13 protein-coding genes and 1 pseudogene are annotated in these 18,846 nt (G+C 59.0%); 8 read left to right on the plus strand and 6 right to left on the minus strand.

The window, feature by feature from the left end:
• The first annotated feature begins 24 nt into the window (after positions 1 to 24).
• The 5 genes from trbF to ACE103_RS07670 all read left to right on the plus strand — a co-directional run bounded on the left by trbF (position 25) and on the right by ACE103_RS07670 (position 5,199).
• Entirely contained in the window at positions 25 to 705 is a 681-nt protein-coding gene (trbF, locus tag ACE103_RS07650; RefSeq protein ID WP_375778931.1) for a conjugal transfer protein TrbF, read from the plus strand.
• A gap of 2 nt (positions 706 to 707) precedes the next feature.
• Positions 708 to 1,682 (plus strand): P-type conjugative transfer protein TrbG, encoded by a 975-nt coding sequence (gene trbG, locus ACE103_RS07655; protein ID WP_375778932.1) that lies wholly within the window; start codon positions 708 to 710, stop codon positions 1,680 to 1,682.
• Positions 1,679 to 2,884 carry a TrbI/VirB10 family protein gene (locus ACE103_RS07660; RefSeq protein WP_375778933.1) on the plus strand — a complete coding sequence of 402 codons (1,206 nt, stop codon included), beginning with the start codon at positions 1,679 to 1,681 and terminating at the stop codon, positions 2,882 to 2,884. The genes trbG and ACE103_RS07660 overlap by 4 nt, the downstream gene beginning before the upstream one ends.
• A gap of 4 nt (positions 2,885 to 2,888) precedes the next feature.
• Entirely contained in the window at positions 2,889 to 3,131 is a 243-nt protein-coding gene (locus ACE103_RS07665; protein WP_375778934.1) for a DUF2274 domain-containing protein, read from the plus strand.
• Positions 3,132 to 4,011: 880 nt separating this feature from the next.
• Positions 4,012 to 5,199, plus strand: a complete 1,188-nt coding sequence (locus ACE103_RS07670) for an MFS transporter (RefSeq protein WP_375778935.1) — start codon at positions 4,012 to 4,014, stop codon at positions 5,197 to 5,199.
• 282 nt (positions 5,200 to 5,481) lie between these two features.
• Here the strand turns inward: ACE103_RS07670 and ACE103_RS07675 are convergent, their stop codons facing one another.
• Together ACE103_RS07675 and gmd are read right to left on the minus strand one after the other, a co-directional pair.
• Entirely contained in the window at positions 5,482 to 6,540 is a 1,059-nt protein-coding gene (locus ACE103_RS07675; RefSeq protein WP_375778936.1) for a GDP-L-fucose synthase family protein, read from the minus strand.
• Positions 6,521 to 7,606, minus strand: a complete 1,086-nt coding sequence (gene gmd, locus ACE103_RS07680) for a GDP-mannose 4,6-dehydratase (protein WP_375778937.1) — start codon at positions 7,604 to 7,606, stop codon at positions 6,521 to 6,523. The genes ACE103_RS07675 and gmd overlap by 20 nt, the downstream gene beginning before the upstream one ends.
• Positions 7,607 to 8,842: 1,236 nt before the next feature.
• On the opposite strand from gmd, the gene glmS reads away from it, so the two are divergent.
• Positions 8,843 to 10,669, plus strand: coding sequence for a glutamine--fructose-6-phosphate transaminase (isomerizing) (gene glmS, locus ACE103_RS07685; protein ID WP_375778938.1), 1,827 nt, complete (start codon positions 8,843 to 8,845; stop codon positions 10,667 to 10,669).
• Between the two features lie 303 nt (positions 10,670 to 10,972).
• On the opposite strand, the pseudogene ACE103_RS07690 reads toward glmS, so the two are convergent.
• Positions 10,973 to 12,034 (minus strand): annotated as a pseudogene (locus tag ACE103_RS07690) (IS5 family transposase); the annotation flags it as partial.
• 233 nt (positions 12,035 to 12,267) lie between these two features.
• Here ACE103_RS07690 and ACE103_RS07695 point away from each other — a divergent pair.
• On the plus strand, positions 12,268 to 13,089 hold the full coding sequence (locus tag ACE103_RS07695) for an Effector protein NopP (protein WP_375778939.1): 822 nt from the start codon (positions 12,268 to 12,270) through the stop codon (positions 13,087 to 13,089).
• An 852-nt stretch (positions 13,090 to 13,941) separates the two neighbouring features.
• Here the strand turns inward: ACE103_RS07695 and ACE103_RS07700 are convergent.
• From ACE103_RS07700 to ACE103_RS07710, 3 genes are read right to left on the minus strand one after another with little or no spacing between them, the layout of a single operon-like run.
• Positions 13,942 to 14,349 carry a response regulator transcription factor gene (locus tag ACE103_RS07700; protein ID WP_375778940.1) on the minus strand — a complete coding sequence of 136 codons (408 nt, stop codon included), beginning with the start codon at positions 14,347 to 14,349 and terminating at the stop codon, positions 13,942 to 13,944.
• A gap of 52 nt (positions 14,350 to 14,401) precedes the next feature.
• Positions 14,402 to 15,079, minus strand: coding sequence for a response regulator transcription factor (locus tag ACE103_RS07705; protein ID WP_375778941.1), 678 nt, complete (start codon positions 15,077 to 15,079; stop codon positions 14,402 to 14,404).
• Positions 15,076 to 17,748: a PAS domain S-box protein gene (locus ACE103_RS07710; RefSeq protein ID WP_375778942.1), complete on the minus strand. Its 2,673-nt coding sequence runs from the start codon at positions 17,746 to 17,748 to the stop codon at positions 15,076 to 15,078. Before ACE103_RS07710 ends, ACE103_RS07705 begins: the two co-directional genes overlap by 4 nt.
• A gap of 802 nt (positions 17,749 to 18,550) precedes the next feature.
• Between ACE103_RS07710 and ACE103_RS07715 the strand changes: the two genes are divergently transcribed.
• Positions 18,551 to 18,724 (plus strand): hypothetical protein, encoded by a 174-nt coding sequence (locus tag ACE103_RS07715; RefSeq protein WP_375778943.1) that lies wholly within the window; start codon positions 18,551 to 18,553, stop codon positions 18,722 to 18,724.
• Positions 18,725 to 18,846 lie beyond the last annotated feature (122 nt).

Here is an 18,846-nt window from a genome sequence, read left to right on the forward strand (position 1 = left end):
TCAGTCATACCTCGGGGGCAAACGATGTTCAAACGATCAGCCGTTCACTATGGCCGCACACCGGAAGCAGTCACTCCTTATCAACGCGCAGCCCAGGTCTGGGATGACCGCATCGGCGCGGCACGCGTCCAGGCCAAGAACTGGCGCCTGATGGCTTTTGGTTGCCTGTTTCTCTCCGCAGGATTTGCCGGCGCCCTGGTCTGGCAGTCAGCGCACGGCACGATCACGCCCTGGGTGGTCGAGGTCGATCAATTGGGCGAATCAAAGGCCCTCGCGCCTGCGAATGCCGGCTATCAGCCGACCGACCCTCAGATCGCGTTTCACCTGGCGCGCTTCATCGAGCACGTGCGGGGCCTGCCGATGGACGCCATCGTGCTGCGTGAAAACTGGCTGCGCGCCTACGACTTCACGACGGACCGGGGCGCGGCCACACTCAATGACTACGCCCGCAACAACGACCCCTTCGCCAAACTTGGCAAGACGCAAATTGCAATCGAGGTCTCGAGCGTCATTCGGGCGTCGCCAGAGAGCTTTCGTCTGGCCTGGATCGAGCGCCGTTACGACAACGGCCAGCTTGCCGCGACCGAGCGATGGAGCGCGATCATCACCGTCATCGTGGAGATGCCACGTGATCTGGATCGGCTGCGGAAGAATCCACTGGGCATCTATGTCAACGCAATCAACTGGTCGAAGGAGCTGGGCTAACCATGCCGTTACATCTTGTTCATGCGTCGCGTAAAGTGCGGCCGCGATTGCCTTTGGCTCTTCTGGTTTGTGTTTCCACCCTTGGCGGCTGCACCACGTTCAAGCCGCCGCAAATCAGCTATGACAACGACATTCCACCTACACCGGATTTGTCAGCGCTTTCCGACGATCGCCCGAAGCCGCTGCATGTGCCGCCGGCCTGGAAGGCGGCCCGCGGCGGCAAGAGCGCGGAAGCCAAGGAACCGGCGGAGCGCATTGAGACCGCAAATGACGCCGCACGCGTCGAGCCGCGCAAAGCCGGCTACTACAATGCCGTGCAGGTGTTTTCCTACAGTCCAGGCGCCCTCTATCAGATTTACGCCGCACCAGGGCAGATTACCGACATTGCACTCGAGCCTGGTGAGCAGCTGATCGGATCGGGACCCGTTGCCGCCGGCGATACCGTGCGCTGGGTGGTCGGCGACACCGAAAGCGGTAGCGGCGACACGCGCCGTGTCCACATCATGGTTAAGCCGACGCGGCCCTCGATCGAGACCAATCTTATCGTCAACACCGACCGGCGCACCTACCTGGTCGAACTGCGCTCCCGCGACAAGCCCTACATGCCTTCGGTTGCCTGGTTCTATCCGGAAGATAAGGGCGCACGTTATCGGGCGCTGCCGCCGACACCCTTCCTTCCGGATATTCCCGCGCGCCGCTACCGTTACGCTATCGAGGGCGACAGCCCGCCTTGGCGTCCGGTCAATGCCTATGACGACGGTCGCAAGGTCTATATCGAGTTCTCGCCCGGCATTGGCCAGGGTGAGATGCCACCATTGTTCGTGATCGGGCCTGACGGGAACACCGAGCTTGTCAACTACCGCGCCTACGGCAACGTCCTGATCGTGGACCGCTTGTTTGCGGCCGCGGAACTCCGGTTAGGGGAGGAGCACCAGCAGAAGGTCAGGATCGTACGAACTGACGGGAGGTCGCTGTGACCGATACAGGCCAGTCAAACGATACGCCCAACGATGCGCGCCGGATTAAGCCACCGGAAGAGATTGCCGAAACATTGCGGCTCAGGCCAGGGCGGCCGCAAGTGGTACGCCTGTCTCGCAAAGTCCTTGCCGGCGGCAGCGCCCTTGTGCTCGTGCTCATCTCTGGTGCGGTGTTCTGGGCTCTGCAGGAGAAGCGCTCAGGCACGCCGGCCGTGGAGGAGCTTTACGCGACCGACCATCACAATGTTGCCGATCAGCTTACAACCCTGCCGAAAGATTACACCGAGGTTCCGAAAGGTGTGCCTCGTCTCGGGCCGCCCTTGCCAGGCGATCTCGGCCGGCCGATCGTCGCCGCCCAAGGCTCGACGACCTCAAGTCCGCTCGGGGTGGATGCCGAACAGCAGCGCGTCACCCAGGAGAGCGAGGCGGCGCGCACCAGCAAGGTGTTTGCCAGCACGAATATCCGTCCCTCGGCCGCCGTGACGTCGGCCAGCGAAGCACCATCGAATGCCACGACATCATCTGATGAAGCGTTCGCCCAGAATGGCCAGGACCGGAAGCTTAGCTTCGTTGGCGCATCCGTCGATCGCCGGACGACCAGTCCTGATCGCCTCGTGAGGCCAGCGTCGCCGTTTGTGGTGCAGGCCGGCACAGTCATTCCGGCTGCTCTCATCACGGGCATTCGGTCCGATCTGCCGGGACAAATCACCGCGCAAGTGACGGAAGCTGTCTATGACAGTCCAACCGGGCGAGCCCGCCTTATTCCGCAGGGGGCAAGGCTGATCGGCACGTACGACAGCCAGGTCGCTTTTGGCCAGTCGCGCGTGCTGCTGGTCTGGACTCGGTTGATAATGCCGAACGGGCGTTCGATCGTCCTGGAACGGCAACCTGGCGCAGATGCGGCTGGATACTCCGGCCTCGAGGACCAGGTCGACAATCACTGGAAGGAGCTCTTGGGCGCAGCTGCGCTTTCGACGCTGCTTGCCGTCGGCACGGAGGTCAATTCGGGCGCGGACACAGGCAGCACCAACAGCGACCTCGTTGCGGCGCTCCGGCGCGGGGCGGGGGATTCCGCAAATCAGACAGGCCAGCAGCTGGTTCGCCGCAATCTCAACATCCAGCCAACGTTGACGATCCGCCAGGGCTTCCCGGTGAGAGTGATCGTCAACCGCGACCTCGTGCTCGAACCCTACAGGGGATAAGACGATGGCAAAGCTCAAGCTTGGAGCGATCGAAGATGACAAGCCGATCAAAGTGACGCACGAACTGCCGGCAAACGTTCACCGGGACCTCGCTGCCTACGCCGAAATCCTGGCCCAGGAAACGGGACAACCCGTACAGGATCCAGCCAAGCTGATCGCACCCATGCTTGCGCGGTTCATGGCGGCGGATAGGAGCTTTCGGAAGGCCCGACGGGCGCGTCAACGTCCGAGCGGAGCCAAGGAGTAGCGCTCAGAGAGCAAGTTCAGAACGCGGCCAGCGTGGGGTTTTCGTTGTCCGCTCGCCACTATTGCCGAAAGGTCGAACCGGCTGGCGTCGATGCCAATCGCGCAGTTCGCGACGGTAAACGAGGCTTGCAAACGATTCCAGCGTTCACGCTTATCAGGCTCTCCGCGGCTGACGCCGTGATGCTCGATTGTTTTTCGATTCTCAGGCGAAATTAGCTTGGAAAATAGAAGATCTCCGACCTCTTTTCCGGCATTAGTGGTTCAATAGCACTGTCTCACCCGGCAGGTCAGTCCGGAGAAGAAAGTCACGCGCAGTGAGGGCATGATCACGCGGCAAGGCGACCAGAACGCGCTCGGCTTACCAGCGCAGAGCTTACGTTGACGTTGGCGCGGTTAGGGGATTGAACGGCTGGCTTCGTCGATATGATTGAGTGGCGTCGACCGGTCACAGCAAGGACGTCAGGATTGAATCCAGAGTAAATTCCATCCACCTCGCCTTACGAAAGATGCTTTTGCATCGTCGTCACCTGTAGCTGGACGTCATGGAGGAGCTTCGAATAACGTACTCTGCTAGGTCTCCTCGACGTACCTGCAGGAGCTGCACGGTCGGCTTTGTCCGGTTTGCGACAAAGCTGTCTTGATCGGATGTGCCTCCGGTCTCTATGCGCCAATTTCCAAGGTAACGGCCGCCGTAGGGCTAGCTCATCCGAAAGAAGCAGCCGGAACACGTAAGGGAAAGGCGTTCGCCGCTCGCTCCTATCGTGACGTGCGCCCGTAGGATTGCGCGACCTTTGGCAATGGCATCGCACTTGCAACGAACGAATATCAGCTCGAGAACCTTATCGGGGAGCTGCGCACCGGGTGTAGGCGAGCGCACCCAGATGACGGGTGCCCCACTCACGAGCTCGTTCTCTCAGGAGTACCCTGTGATACCATCTTCTGACGGGTCAGCTAGCTTGCTCGCGACTCGGATCGCATTTTTTGTCGCCGGATTCGGCCTCGCGGCCTGGGCGCCGCTGGTGCCGCTCGCCAAGGAGCGGCTCGCGGCAGATGACCGCATGCTTGGTCTACTGCTTCTCTGTCTCGGCGCTGGATCAGTCGTCGCGATGCTTTTGACCAGCGTTTCGAATGCGAGGTATGGCAGCAAGCCCATGATACTAGCGGGCGGACTTGGCCTGGCACTTATCCTGCCATTGCTCACTGTAGCCAACACATTTATCGGCCTAGGCACCGTGCTGTTTGCGTTCGGCGCTTCAGTTGGCTCGATCGATGTAGCTATGAACATTCACGCAATCGAAGTGGAGCGCGCCACGGGCCGTCCGTTGATGTCCGGATTCCACGCCCGGTACAGCATTGGCGAATTCGCTGGCTCTGCCGCCATGACTGCGTTCCTTTCGCTGCGGCTTGACCCATTTGCTTCGACGCTGGTTTGCTCTGCGCTAATGATGCTTGCAATTGTGTCGGCCTGGCCGCGGTTACTCGCAACAGGTCGGACGCAACGGGGACCATGGTTTTTCTCGCTCCATCGCAGCGTGTTGTTAGTTGCTGCACTCGCGGCTATCACCTTTCTTGTGGAAGGAGCAATGCTCGACTGGAGCGCCTTGCTTCTCATTGGTCGTGGTCTCCTCGCGGAGGCGCACGGGGGTCTCGGTTTTATACTCTTCTCCATCGCCATGACCGTGGGCCGTCTCGGCGGAGATGCCGCTGTGGCACGATTCGGTGACCGTGCCCTAATAATGTTCGGAACTCTGCCGATTGTGACGGGTTTCGTGGCTGTAGTGGCCGCGCCGGTTGCGGTAATTGCGATGATGGGCTTCCCGCTTATCGGATTGGGCATTTCGAATATTGTACCGGTCCTATGCCGCAGCGCTGGCAAACAGAAAATGATGCCAGTGGGCCTTGCGATCGCGGTCATCACGACGGCCGGCTACGCGGGTATACTCGTGGGTCCCGCCAGCGTCGGGGTTATCGCTCATATGGTTGGTCTGCCTTTGGCGTTCGGAATGTTAGGTGCGCTCATGTGCCTCGTCACGCTGTCGGCGCGGAAGGTGATGGCGGACTATCGCTAGGTGTGGCCGAAGAGGAACATTGGCGCGTTCCGATTACATGGTCGGCTGCGGATCGGCATCGACTTCAGGTCGTGCTTATCGAGACGCTCGACTTCATCGGAAGTAGAACAACACATCCGCGATCATGATCATTCGACGTCTTCATGCATGTCGGTTGGTCGGGCCGGTGGCCAGGATGTACCCGGCCACTCAGATGTTGGCATCCAACCGGTCGCGGTGTTGACGAAGAAGGCCGGTAACGGCCCCAAAAATCACATAAAATCACATGGCGAAGTAGATTTATTACCGAGTGGCTCCGGCCGCCAGATGGCTAGCAGATTCACCGCTGACCGGTCGTGGAGGATTGTCCTCCCTCAAGCCTGCTTGCCGGGGATGAGCAAGATCGCTCTGGCGGCTTTTATTGCTGCGGGCGAGATACGCCCGGTACGCCAACTCAATGCCCTCCTCCAGTGAGGTCCGGGCGCGCCAGCCGAGCTTAATTAGGCGGCTGACGTCGAGCAGCTTGCGCGGCGTGCCGTCCGGGCGCGAGGTGTCGAAGCTGATCTCACCGCGATAGCCGACGGCCGCGGCGACCAGGAGTGCGAATTCGGCAATGGTGATGTCCTCACCGGTGCCGATATTGACCAGGTCCGGCGAGGAATAGGTCTTCATCAGATGGATGCAGGCGTCGGCCAGATCGTCGACATAAAGGAATTCGCGGCGCGGCGTGCCGGTACCCCACACCACGACTTTGGTTGCGCCCGAGACCTTGGCCTCGTGGAAGCGGCGGATCAGTGCGGCGACGACGTGGCTGTATTCCGGATGATAATTGTCACCGGGACCGTAGAGGTTGGTCGGCATCACGCTGATGAAATCTGAGCCATACTGGCTGCGATAGGCCGCGGCCATCTTGATGCCGGCGATCTTGGCGATGGCATAGGGCTCGTTGGTCGACTCCAGCGGGCCGGTCAGGATCGAATCCTCGCGCAGCGGCTGCGGCGCCAGGCGCGGATAGATGCAGGACGAGCCGAAGAACATCAGCTTCTCGCATCCGTTGGCATGGGCGGCCTGGAGCACATTGGTCGAGATCGCGAGATTGTCGTAGAGGAATTCGGCCCGCAGCGTGTTGTTGGCAACGATGCCGCCGACCATGGCGGCGGCGAGGAACACGGCCTGCGGCCGCTTCGCGGCAAACCAGGCGTTCACCGCGGCCTGGTCGCGCAAATCGACCTCGCTGCGCGACACCGTCAGCAGATCGGCCCCTTCGCGCGCCAGCCGACGCATCAGCGCCGAGCCGACCATGCCGCGATGGCCGGCGACGAAGACCGTCTTGCCCTTCAGTTCAAACGCCGTGCTTGCCATTGGCCGCATCCTGCCTGGCCTCGACGAGATCGCTGGCGACCATTTCCTTCACCAGCTGCGCGAACGGCGTCTTCGGTGCCCAGCCGAGCTTGGCGCGCGCCTTGCTGGCGTCGCCGATCAGAAGATCGACCTCGGTCGGACGGAAATAGACCGGGTCGATCTGCACCAGGGTGTTGCCGGTCGCCTTGTCGACGCCGATCTCCTCGACGCCCTTGCCGCGCCATTCGACGCTGCGGCCGACTTCCGCAAATGCCAGCTCGACGAATTCGCGAACCGAGCGCGTCTCGCCGGTGGCGAGCACGAAGTCGCCGGGCTCGTCCACCTGCAGGATCTTGTGCATACCCTCGACATAGTCGCGGGCGTGGCCCCAGTCGCGCTTGGCATCGAGATTGCCGAGAAAGAGCTTGTTCTCCAGGCCGACCTCGATGCGGGCGACGGCGCGGGTGATCTTGCGCGTCACGAAGGTCTCGCCGCGGATCGGGCTCTCATGGTTGAACAGGATGCCGTTGCTGGCGAACATGCCGTAGGCCTCACGGTAGTTCACCGTGATCCAGTAGCCGTAGAGCTTGGCGACGCCGTAGGGCGAGCGCGGATAGAACGGCGTGGTCTCCTTCTGCGGCACCTCCTGCACGAGGCCGTAGAGCTCTGAGGTCGAGGCCTGGTAGAACCGGGTCTCCTTTTCCATGCCGAGGATGCGGATCGCCTCCAGCAGGCGCAGCACGCCGATGGCGTCGGCGTTGGCGGTGTATTCCGGGCTCTCGAAGCTGACCTGGACGTGGCTCTGGGCGGCGAGGTTGTAGATCTCGGTCGGCCGGATCTGCTGCATCAGCCGGATCAGATTGGTCGAATCCGTCATGTCGCCATAGTGCATCAGGAACGGCACGTTGCCGGCATGCGGGTCCTGGTAGAGATGGTCGACGCGCGCGGTGTTGAACGAGGACGACCGGCGCTTGATCCCGTGCACGGTGTAGCCGAGGCCAAGCAGATATTCGGCGAGATACGCGCCGTCCTGCCCGGTCACGCCGGTGATCAGGGCCACGCGCCGCTTTGCGTCCTGTACCGCCATCGTCTCTCTTAGTTGCGCTGGAAAGAAAGCCCCATTAGGAGCGCTATTTGCGAAACGGTTTATCGTGAGATCTAGATGCGCTAGCGCGCTCCACCCGCAAATAGAGGAAAGCGATCGTTAGCTCTAATCATACACATCATATAGGCGTGCACACTATATACATTGATTTGTACTGGCCTGGAGAATTGCCGTTGTAGTTGAGATTCAAAAAAGGAAGTCAACTCATCCTCGCAACCTTCCTGATACCCGCGATCACCCTGCGCTGGCGAAATGGATGACAAACGCCGTCACGCGCAGCCGGGCGCGCGCTCTGGCGATGTTTCCAGTGAGATAGAAGCCGACGGTCTGTGTGGCTTACTATCCTCAACGCATGTTGTATGCATTCGGACGTGGTCTGGTCATGGCCGGAGAGAGGCGTGTTGAGGTCCCAAGTTGCCAGTCAGGAGATGTCAGTGCACGGCCGGAATGACGGCGTGCAGGCCAGCACTCAGCGACAGTGAAGCCTGCGCATCGATCCCGTAGCCCGCAAAGCGTGTGGCCCGTGCCCTTCAGTTTCCAACAGAACACGCAGTCTGGGAAGCGATAAGATCATGGACCATATTGATGATAAACGCTTCCGCCAACAGCTATTCGCGTAGACAGCGGACGGTCGACGCAGCCACGAAATGGGTAGACTCGCAAACGCTGGTATAGTTCTTCAAACGTTTCGATATCGAAAGCTTACGTTTGTACAATGGAGCTATCGATGCCGATCGTTAGTCTCATCCCGACGAGCATAGCTTGCATCCGTTCGAGTATGATCAGCCTCTTAAACCAGCGCGACAAGCGCCGCCGATGCGGGATGTGGGCCTCTCGAAGAAGTCTTTCAACGAGACGCGAGGAATTGGTTGCCGCTGCACCAGCCGCCATCCGATTCGGCGGCGCCGCCGCACAGTTTCTGGGCAGTTTGAACTGAAGAGTGTGAATGGCTTACGGTGATGATGAGCCAAACCACGACCCACGCCATTCGCGGCCACATTCGCGGCTTGTACTTGGCGGCTGTTACCCAAAAGCGGAATGTAGCTGGACGAAACGATGATGGTTGAAAGAGACCTAGCTCACGCTTGTGAATGCGGCGGCAATGGCCGCAGCAAATCCCGACATTGATCGCTGGTTATGATCGGGCAAGCGGTTTTCATGAAGAGCTTCCTGTAGGAGGATCGTCAACCTCCTTGAACTTCGGTTGCATTGGTCGGTATGTGTGGAATTGTCGGCATCTTGGGGCGTGGTCCGGTCGTTGGGCAGTTGGTCGCTTCGCTCAAGCGATTGGAGTATCGTGGCTACGACTCCGCAGGAGTTGCTACGCTCGAAGGTCTCCGTATCGAGCGGCGGCGCGCTGAAGGTAAATTGAGAAACCTTGATGAGCGGCTGCACCGGCATCCGCTGTCGGGTCATATCGGTATTGGTCATACCCGGTGGGCGACTCATGGAAGGCCGACCGAGAGCAATGCCCATCCGCACGCGACGGAAAATGTCGCGGTCGTTCATAATGGGATCATCGAGAACTTCCGCGAGCTGAGAGCCGAATCGGAGCGGAATGGAGCCCATTTCAGCTCTGAGACGGACACCGAGGTGGTGGCGCATCTCGTTGAATCTTATCTCTTGAATGGCTACTCGCCACAGCAGACGGTACAGGCATCGCTGCCGCGGCTGCACGGAGCCTTCGCGCTGGTATTCCTGTTCAAAGGCCACGACGATCTTCTGATCGGTGCGCGCAAGGGATCGCCGCTTGCGATTGGGCATGGTAATGGCGAAATGTATCTAGGATCGGACGCGCTTGCGCTCGCGCCCTTGACCGATTCCATTACCTATCTTGAAGACGGCGACTGGGCCGTGCTTACCCGCACGATTTGCGTGATCTACGGCGCGGACGGCACTATCGTTCACCGGGAAACATCAAAATCCGGCGCGTCGTCGCTCCTGGTAGACAAGGCGAATTATCGCCACTTCATGGCCAAGGAAATCCACGAGCAGCCGATAGTGGCCGGGCAGACATTGGCTCATTATGTCGATATTAGCGCCGAGCGCGTAGCCCTGCCGCTCAAACTGCCGTTCAACTTCAATTCCATTCAGCGCATCTCGATTACGGCCTGCGGCACGGCAAGCTACGCCGGTCACATCGCCAAATACTGGTTCGAGCGACTAGCACGCCTGCCGGTCGAGATCGATGTGGCATCTGAGTTTCGCTACCGGGAGGCTCCTTTGCGCAAGGGCGATCTCGCGATCGTCATTTCGCAGTCGGGGGAGACCGCTGACACTCTGGCTGCGCTGCGTTACGCCAAGAGCCAGGGTCTGCACACGATATCTGTGGTCAACGTCCCGACCTCGACGATTGCGCGTGAGAGCGAATCCGTGTTGCCGACGCTAGCGGGACCCGAAATCGGCGTCGCCTCCACCAAGGCATTCATCTGCCAGCTAGTGGTAATGGCGGCGCTTGCTCTGGCAGCAGGCAAAGAGCGGGGTAAGTTGCACGAGATCGATGAATCGAAGCTTGTCCGCGAGCTTATCGAAGTGCCGCGGCTGATTGCTGCGGCGCTGTTGATCGAGCCGCAGATCGAGAAACTCGCACGTCATGTCGCTAAGTCGAACGATGTGCTCTATCTCGGTCGAGGCACATCGGCTCCCCTAGCACTGGAGGGGGCGCTCAAGCTGAAGGAAATCTCGTATATCCATTCAGAAGGCTACGCCGCTGGCGAGCTCAAGCACGGACCGATTGCGTTGATCGATGAGACCGTGCCCGTGGTGGTGATCGCACCTTACGACGCGGTTTTTGGAAAAACGGTCTCGAACATGCAAGAAGTCGCGGCTCGCGGTGGCAACATTATCTTGATCACTGATGCGAAGGGCGCTTCGGAAGCGACGTTGGACACGCTCATGACCATTGTGTTGCCGGACATGGGTGGAAGCTTTACGCCGATGGTTTATGCCATCCCGGTGCAGCTTTTAGCCTATCATACTGCCGTCGTTATGGGGACGGATGTGGATCAGCCGCGCAATCTCGCAAAATCGGTCACCGTCGAATAGGTAGTCGCGGCAATGTCGAGGTGCTTTTCCGTTGTCTGGCCATTAGGCTGTGGTGGCTGCGCCAGCTCCGCGGATTCAAAATCCTGAAAGGTTGTAGTCTCGCGCTAGTCCATAGTTGGTCATAGTTGGCGGAGATTTGGTTGTCGCGACTTCTGATAATCGTCAGAAGGGCAGCGCGCTCCCCCGAACTTGTCGAGACCGCGATCGGGACATGTGTCTAGCGTGACGCGCGGCATCGGAAGGAGAGCGTCCGACGGCGCCGTTCAATAGGTGAATTAGCGATTGATCCTACTCCGTCGGCCGTTAAGAAGCCGGATTGAGCTGAGCTGGAGAGTTGAGTGTCTGCCGGAGAGGGACCAGGAACAGGCACAAAAGTTCTTTGAGCCAGGCCAGGACACGGCGGAGGTTGTGGCCGACGGCTGAGAGGAGAACGTTGGCGGCGTCTCCGGCGCGGCCTTTGAGATAGCAGCGGCCGAGGTGGCCTTCGGTCTTCAGGTGTCCGATGATGGGCTCGATGGCGGAGCGGCGGCGCAGCTCGCGCTTGATGACACCAAAGACGCCGCGCTTCTGGCCAGAGATGAAGACGCGACGGGGATTTTGCGCGTCGTGACCGCGGTATCCCTTGTCAACATAGACCCCCTCGATCGCACAGCCGGTGAGTGTCTCGGTGCGGTCAAGGACGTCCCGCAAGGTGTGACCGTCGTACGGGTTGTCGGGCAGCAACCTGGCGTGCAGCACGCACAGGCCACCGGGGGCCCGGCGAATGTTGGTGACGATGGAGGCCTTCACGCCGAACTCGTAAGGTGCGCTGGCCTTGCCCTTGCCGATGCACTCCACCTCCGGGGCGTGGAAGGAATAAAGCTTGAAGCCGCGCTGGCGCTGCTGCTGCGAGCGAATCTGCCTGGCCCGGCCAAGCGGGAGGGCGAATGCCTCCTCCAGTGCGGGCTGGCCCTCTGTCTTGCGGCGGATGTCGCGGATGATCCGGCCCAGCCGGCTGCGCAGGATGCGCAGCTGCCGCTGATGCCGGTTGAACTGTTTGGCATGCGCGTAACGGCCCGCCATCATCGCTGCGCTTTTGGCCACGCGAGCATAGGATTGCCGCAGTCTGACCCCGTGCTTCCTCGCCAGGCGGTTCAACCCGCGGATCGCCGCATGCAGCAGTTTGGCGTCGGTCGGGAAGCTGATCGCCTTCGGCTGCACGGTCGTGTCGACCGTGACCCGCTTGAGGTCCTGGCTGCGTAACGCACCGGCCGCGTGCGCCACCCGAAGGCTCTCGGCCAACAACCGCTCCAGCTTGTCGCCGAGCCGTTTGCGCCAATGGCTCAGGTCTGAGCGCTCGTGCGGGAAAACGTGCTGGAAAAACTTACTCCAGATAGGCTGACATTGCGAGCCATGCTCGTAGCCTCGCCGCAATTCCGACAACGCCGCCGCGACGTGCATTACGTTCGTGCCGCTCTAGGAAAGCTTGCCGAAAGGTTTGGAGGGCATTCACGGTCTCGCGTCAGGTTTTGGTAAGGCTGCCAGCCCATCAGCTCCGAAGGGCCTAACCAGCCTGAACCAAATGCGGCAGCAAATGCCCGCTGGGAGCATAAATCGGCATGTATAATCAGATAAATGGCTCGTCCTGGTTCCAATCCTCGCGCGTTGCCGAAGCTGACGAGCAAACGGATGCAGATAGGTTCGCGGATGCGTTCGTCAATACGAATATAGCTGCACCGGGCTCCAGTGGCAGCTCGCCTTCGGTAACACCATATTCGTTAGTTCCAAGGCCTCCTGTGATAGAGATCAATAGGTCGTCATTCATCGACGTAGCGCGAGCCTATTACGGCACGGAAATCAAGCACATCGCCGACAACCCGCAGGAGTACTCGGAGTTCGTGTCCGCAAGAGCACGGCGAACTGCAAAAGTTGCCGAGCGTTATGGAGCAACTCGAGATTCCGGCAATGCGCGATACTTCAGCTATCAATTAGGAGAAAGAAGTGTCGGGCTTCTAAGAATGGAGGGCGGCGACAGCATGACGGAGTTTGACGTCAAAAAATGGCAGGAGCTGTTTCCTTTGCGAACTGGGACTACCTCGACTGTAGATCTTCAGGTCGTTCATCCGCTCGTCGAGAACGCTGGTGATATTTTGCTCGAGCATCAACTTCGAGTGGACGGCGAAAGGCCGTTGCTCAATTTGCGTCCGGCTAATCCGGAAGCAAGAGCCCGTGCGGTACAGATGGGGTTTGTCGAGGTTGATGCCGACAATATGGTTCTCGACCCAGAGAAGTCAGACAATTGGATAAGGAACAGTGATGGGGAGTGGCAGCGAAAAGGTACTGCTGCGCGCTATCTTTCCAAAGTAGACGACAACGAAAGAAGGGATACTAAAATGGAAGAAAGGTCCTCATCATGCGAATACGAGGATAATTTCATGTGATCATAGGCTGCCGGGAACATAGTCGCGTAGAACATGTCTCGTACTGCACTCCGCTACGTTAGGCGGCCTTCGGCGGCTTGCAATCAGAAGAGCTCCTGCGTTTTGAGGGAAAACGGTATGCAGAGAGCCGGTTTGGTGGTTGCCGAACTGCTAGCGATTACTGGGCATGAGAGCGGTAAGCGTAACGCGATAGATTGCGTCGGATATAAGCTGCGCGATGCGCGGCCAAAAGTTCGCCCGCGGTCGAAAGGAGACCGGGCGTTCTGCGCGTTGGGTATATGGGGTAGCTTCGAGGTGGAGGTCTTCCAGGCGATCTAATGAGGCGCAAGAGTTCGTGAGGAGCAAAGAGGCCGCCTGAGATAGGGCTGAAAAAAGGCGCGGAGCGATACCACGCCCCGTAGACAAGAGAAAACATCTGTGACGGGCAGTGGCACTGCGGTGAGCAGGAGTTCGTCCCGCAGAGCTCTTCGCCTGCCAACCAACGTCGATCATAAACAAGACGCAAGCAAATGGTTCGACAATTCAGTCCAGAGAACTGCTGGGCTGAGAGGAGCTCTTTCGGCGTCGTAAGCAGTACGCTAAGCAAGCGCTCAAGCCGGTCGAAACCGTTCCGGGGGAAGATCACCCCGAGCGCCAGCCTACATAGATTAATGGAACTCAGAATGCCAAGTACCTGAGCCTCGCGGCGGGAGCGCTGTTCTGGATCGACGTAAGCAAAGTAGGAAGTCGACCGCTGGCAATGCCAGCTGATTCGGGAAGTTGATTCCAGAAGATCCTCAGGAGTTCTTACTGCAGGTGCCGCGCGCTTGACGCCGAGAAGCTGATCGAGAGCGTCTCGCGTGAGCCGTGGTTTTACTTCAATGCAGCATCGAGGCACTCGATCAGCGTGTGTCCGGCAAAGGGCTTGGCCAGAAAGCCAATCGCTCCCGAGCTCAGGACCGAGGCGCGCACGCGGTCGTCCGGGAAGGCAGTAATGAAAATGAACGGCACACTGAGACCTTTGGTCCGCATTTCGGCCAACAGGTCCAAGCCGCTCGTGACCGGCATCTGCACATCCGCAATTACGCAGGAGGTTTCGTTCAACTGCGGTGACCTCAAAAAGTCGTCGGCCGACGCAAATGTTTGGACGATGTAGCCACGCGATTTCAAAAGGTTCTCTGTCGCCGCGCGGACCGACGCGTCGTCGTCAACGACAGATATTAAATGCGTGGACAAGACGTACCCTCCGGACGCAGGCAGGAATGGCGGCCACCACAGCATTAGCCACCTTGGACGAAAAGTGGGGTTGAGTGGTGAAATTGTAAAATCATACTTAGGTTTGTTCGGATCGGCTTGTGCGGATGCTCAGCGTCTCCGTCATTCTGATCAAATCTGCAAGCGACCGGGCGCGCATCTTTTTCATTAGGTGTCCCCGGTATATCTTGACCGTAATCTCGGCGAGCCCCAGCTCGGCGGCTATCTGCTTGTTCATCAGGCCGGTAGCGACCAGCTTCATCACTGCCTGCTCGCGTGGGCTTAAGGTCTCAAATAGAGCCTGCAGCTCCGCGATGGTCTGCTGAGTCTTCCGTCTCTTGCGGTCACGTTCGGTCGCGGCGACCACGGCGTCAAGCAGCTCCTGATCGCGAAACGGTTTGGTGAGAAAATCGACCGCTCCGCCTTTCATGGCCCTGACGCTCATGGGAATGTCGCCATGGCCGGTGATGAAAATGATCGGAACATGAATGTTCAACCGCGCCAGCTCAGCCTGGAACTCAAGTCCACTCTGACCTGGCAGCCGGATATCAAGGACCAGGCAGCTAACAACATCGGGAAGCCTGCTCTGGAGCATTTCGCGGGCCGACCCGAATGCCACGACGTCCAGGCCGACCGATTGAAAAAGGTTCGTTAGCGACCGACGCATCGAGACGTCGTCCTCGACAACGAAGACTATCGCATTTGTCGAAGCTTCAGCGTTGCCGCCTTCGCGCGGGGGGGCAGAGCGTTCGCTCACGGCACGAGCTCCTTATGCAACGGCAGGTCAAACCGAAAGCTTGCCCCCGGCCCCTGCTTGCGAACGACTGAAAGGCGCCCCCCATGAGCTTCCACAATCGAGCGACAGATCGAAAGACCCATGCCAAGGCCACTCGATTTTGTCGTGAAGAAGGGGTCTAACACTCGGTCGGTATCATCTTTAGCGATCCCGACGCCGCAATCCGTCACGGTAAGCTGCACATGTGCCGTATCGTCCTTAGATGACTCAATGACCAGTTCGCGCGCTCGGTCCGTAACTGCGTCCATGGCTTCGATCCCATTCATTACCAGATTGATGATCACCTGTTGCAGCTGAATCCGATCACCGAGGATCGCGGGCAGGGCTGCCGTCAACTTAGTCTTTAGCGTCACTCGGTGGCTAACCAGCTCACGTGCAACCAAAGGAATGACATCCTTAACAACATCGTTGATATCGAGCGGTACCATCTCGATCTCGCCTTTCTTCGCAAGTACGCGAATGCGACGGATCACTTCGCTGGCCCGGATTGCGTCTTCGATTATCCACTCAACCGAAGAGCGCGCGGCGGAAAGATCTGGTGTCTGGCGGCCCATCCAGCCGAGGCACGCGTCGGCGTTGCTGATGATCGCGGCGAGTGGCTGGTTGATTTCGTGGGCGATGGAGGTTGTCAGCTCTCCTAACGTCGTCACACGCGTCACATGCGCAAGCTCCGCCTGTGCCTTTCGGAGCTCTTGTTCGGCTTGATCTGCGCGAATCATGGCGGTGATGTCGGTGCTGACGCCGCGGTAGCCGAGGAAATTGCCGTCTACATCAAAAAAAGGCTTGCCGCTCGTCCGGACGTAGATCGGAGATCCCATACGGTTGACAGTGCGATAGACGAGATCCCGAAACGGAAGATGCGCCTCGAGCGTCGCCCGATGTTGCCGCCACTTCTCAGGGTTTTCCTCGACGTCGCACGCGATGTCCCAGCGAGGCAGTCCCATCAATCCCGTCGCCAATATTCCCGCAGAGCTGGTGTGCTCGGACAGGTGGGTGACCTGATGATATGGTCCTGTCTCCCAGAGCCAGTCGGAAGCTGTTTCGGCGTAGTCGCGAAAGCGTTGCTCGCTTTCGCTCAGCGCAGAAAGTGTGTTTTCCAGGCGTTCCCTAGCGGCGTATTGCTCGGTAATATCCATATGTGTTCCGATGAGTTCGCTCGTGTTGCCATCGCTGCCGACCACCACATGAGCAACGGAGTGTATGCGCCTTATTCCGCCATCTGCCAGAAGGATTCGAAAATCATATTCAAAGCGCTCTTGCTGGCCTTCGATAGCCTGGCGCTGCACTTCCTGAAGCCGCGGCAGGTCATCTGGATGGATGCGCGACCGAATGGTCTCGATCGATGCAGTCTCTTGCGGTTCAAAGCCAAATAGACGGTCGACCTCAGCGGAGCGATACACATAGTCGAGATTGTAGACGTCCCAGGACCAGCTGCCCGTGTGACTAAGATGCTGGGCTTCGGCCAGATAGGCCTCGCTGCGGCGCAGCTGCCGTTCTGTTTGCCTTGCCGCCGTTATATCCGTCGCTGCCCCGACAAACTCGATGTCACCAGTGGCGGTTGTCGTGGCTCGCGCCCGAGCATGGATGTGCTTCACCGAGCCGTCCGGCAGCAGGAGCCGGTATTCATGCTCGAAATCCTTTGGGTCTCGCATCACTCGATCGATAGTCTCTTGGACCGAAGCTCTATCGTCTGGATGAGTGCGTTCGACGACCAGTTGTGGCCCTGGAACCGTCGGCGGGTCGACCTGGAAAATTCGAAAAGTCTCCTTTGACCAAAATGCCTCGCCGGTGGTAGCGTTCCAGCCGAAGCTGCCTGTATGGCTCAGCTCCTGCGCCTGATTCAAATGGGCTTCGCTCCGCTGCAGAGCAAGTTCGGTTTGCTTTCGTTCCGTGACATCTTCGCAGGCTATGAGGACAATGAACTGGTCATCGGCCCAGAGCATGGCTTTGGCGTTTTCACGTGCCCACAATACCGAGCCGTCTTTTCTGACTTTCTGGACGTCCCAAGTGCGCGATTGGCCGATTTCTTCAAAGCACTTTCGAACGCATTTGCGAACGTACGCGCGATCCTCCTCAAGAAAGACTCTCAGGATGGATTGACCGATCAGTTCGGCAGGCGCATAGCCGAGTTGTGTCGCGCCGTACGTATTGACGTTGAGGACAGTACCGGCTTCGTCGAGCATGAAGTACATGGCTGGGTTGTGTTCAAAGATTGCGCGCCACCGCTTTTCGCGGTCCTTCAAATCGGCCGCGCTGCGCCGGAGCTTGGCCGCAGCCTCACGTGCAGCCTCTCTTTCCTGGCGGACTTTTCCGATCAGGTGCGTTCCGACAATCGAGACAGTAAAGAATGCGACGACTACCGGAAGAGCTTGAGGGTCATCGATCCGCAGACTGAACGCCGGGGGCACAAAGTAGTATGCCAAAGCAGCGATGGCTACGACCGAAAGCGCGGATGATGCGATAAAGCTGCCGATCAACGAAAACAGTAATATCACTAGCAAATAGGCGAACGCCGTCGCAGCGAAATGCGTGTGAAGGTACAAGGAAGCTTGCGTCACAACCGCCAGCGTTATGCCACCGAAAGCAAGCTGGGTGGCTGAACGTTTGAAATTGCTGATCTGGTTAAGCATTCTTAGACCGTCCGGCCTTTCCGCGGCGGGAGAGCTATAACATTTTAGGCAAAAATTGGGCAAACCTTTCTGTCCCGAGAGACGCTCGCGCACAGTTCCAAGATCGATTGATTGCAGCTGAACTCAACACGCGCCGAGGAAAGGCGCATCACAAACGTAAGTATAATTGTCCTAAACCTTTCAATATCGCGCGCTGACATGGGTACAATCGAGCCTGAGATATCTGGTTTGCTTCGCTGCCGATAATCCTCGCAGGCGCTCGAGGCCGCGGGAGCCCCCGCAGAGCTCAGCCGCGTGGCGCGAGGGCACGTCCAACGTGGACAGAGGGCAACATCGGTTCAGCAAAGACGCTGACGCTGAACAATGAGGCACGCCTCGCCTAATCTGGAAAGAGCAGCAGCAAACGTGGAGCGGGTGACGGTACATCTGTGCGATCCATCTGCGCCTGATGAAGGTCCTAGCCTAGCCAGCTAGGATATAGCCCTTCTCCTTCTGGCTCCGCCCCGAACGGTTCGCTTCCGCACTGTCCGGCCTGCAGGAGGCCTCCGTGATCTCCGCCCGGCGCTGGACCGGGGCCATCCCGGTTTCATCGGCGCGAGCCTTCTCGGCTAGGACCTGCTCCTTCTTGCGCGCGCGGTCAGTGCCCTAATCCTGCGCAAGGCCCCGGTAAGGGCTGACCGAACTCAGGCCTATCGATCGGCTCGCAAATCTGCGGACGATGACGTCATTGCGATCAGCGCCGCGGGGCAGAAGCTCTCGCTATCGTCGAGCTCCAGCAATTGATTAATTTGGAGCAGCTATCATGAAGGAATACGTGGGGCTGGACATCTCGCAAACGGAAACCGCGGTGTGCGTGATCGGCGAGATCGGGCAGAAGTCCTGGTCCGGTCCGCTGGCCAGGCGATGTCCGCCGGGACAGTGGTCGTTGCCGAATGGCTTTAAAGGAAGAGAGAAATTGACATCAAGCCGCAATTAAGGGGCGTCTTGACAAGACGGCATCCGCCATCTCTCCGGCGGCGTCCCGCGGACTGCGTATTTCGCAAAAACGGGACAGCGGTTTCGCTAACTGACGGACAGCAGTTTCGCTAAATCGCGGAC

This window comes from Bradyrhizobium sp. ma5 (assembly GCF_042258955.1).
In the GTDB taxonomy this organism is placed as follows: domain Bacteria; phylum Pseudomonadota; class Alphaproteobacteria; order Rhizobiales; family Xanthobacteraceae; genus Bradyrhizobium.

What these genes read in the sequence shown, in the direction of transcription:
- ACE103_RS07675 (WP_375778936.1), bottom strand. Translation starts at nt 6,540, where the DNA reads ATGGCAAGCACGGCGTTTGAACTGAAGGGCAAGACGGTCTTCGTCGCC.
- gmd (WP_375778937.1), bottom strand. Translation starts at nt 7,606, where the DNA reads ATGGCGGTACAGGACGCAAAGCGGCGCGTGGCCCTGATCACCGGCGTG.
- ACE103_RS07695 (WP_375778939.1), top strand. Translation starts at nt 12,268, where the DNA reads ATGTATAATCAGATAAATGGCTCGTCCTGGTTCCAATCCTCGCGCGTT.
- ACE103_RS07710 (WP_375778942.1), bottom strand. Translation starts at nt 17,748, where the DNA reads ATGCTTAACCAGATCAGCAATTTCAAACGTTCAGCCACCCAGCTTGCT.
- ACE103_RS07715 (WP_375778943.1), top strand. Translation starts at nt 18,551, where the DNA reads ATGAAGGAATACGTGGGGCTGGACATCTCGCAAACGGAAACCGCGGTG.
- trbF (WP_375778931.1), top strand. Translation starts at nt 25, where the DNA reads ATGTTCAAACGATCAGCCGTTCACTATGGCCGCACACCGGAAGCAGTC.
- ACE103_RS07665 (WP_375778934.1), top strand. Translation starts at nt 2,889, where the DNA reads ATGGCAAAGCTCAAGCTTGGAGCGATCGAAGATGACAAGCCGATCAAA.
- ACE103_RS07670 (WP_375778935.1), top strand. Translation starts at nt 4,012, where the DNA reads ATGACGGGTGCCCCACTCACGAGCTCGTTCTCTCAGGAGTACCCTGTG.
- ACE103_RS07700 (WP_375778940.1), bottom strand. Translation starts at nt 14,349, where the DNA reads ATGCTGTGGTGGCCGCCATTCCTGCCTGCGTCCGGAGGGTACGTCTTG.
- trbG (WP_375778932.1), top strand. Translation starts at nt 708, where the DNA reads ATGCCGTTACATCTTGTTCATGCGTCGCGTAAAGTGCGGCCGCGATTG.
- glmS (WP_375778938.1), top strand. Translation starts at nt 8,843, where the DNA reads ATGTGTGGAATTGTCGGCATCTTGGGGCGTGGTCCGGTCGTTGGGCAG.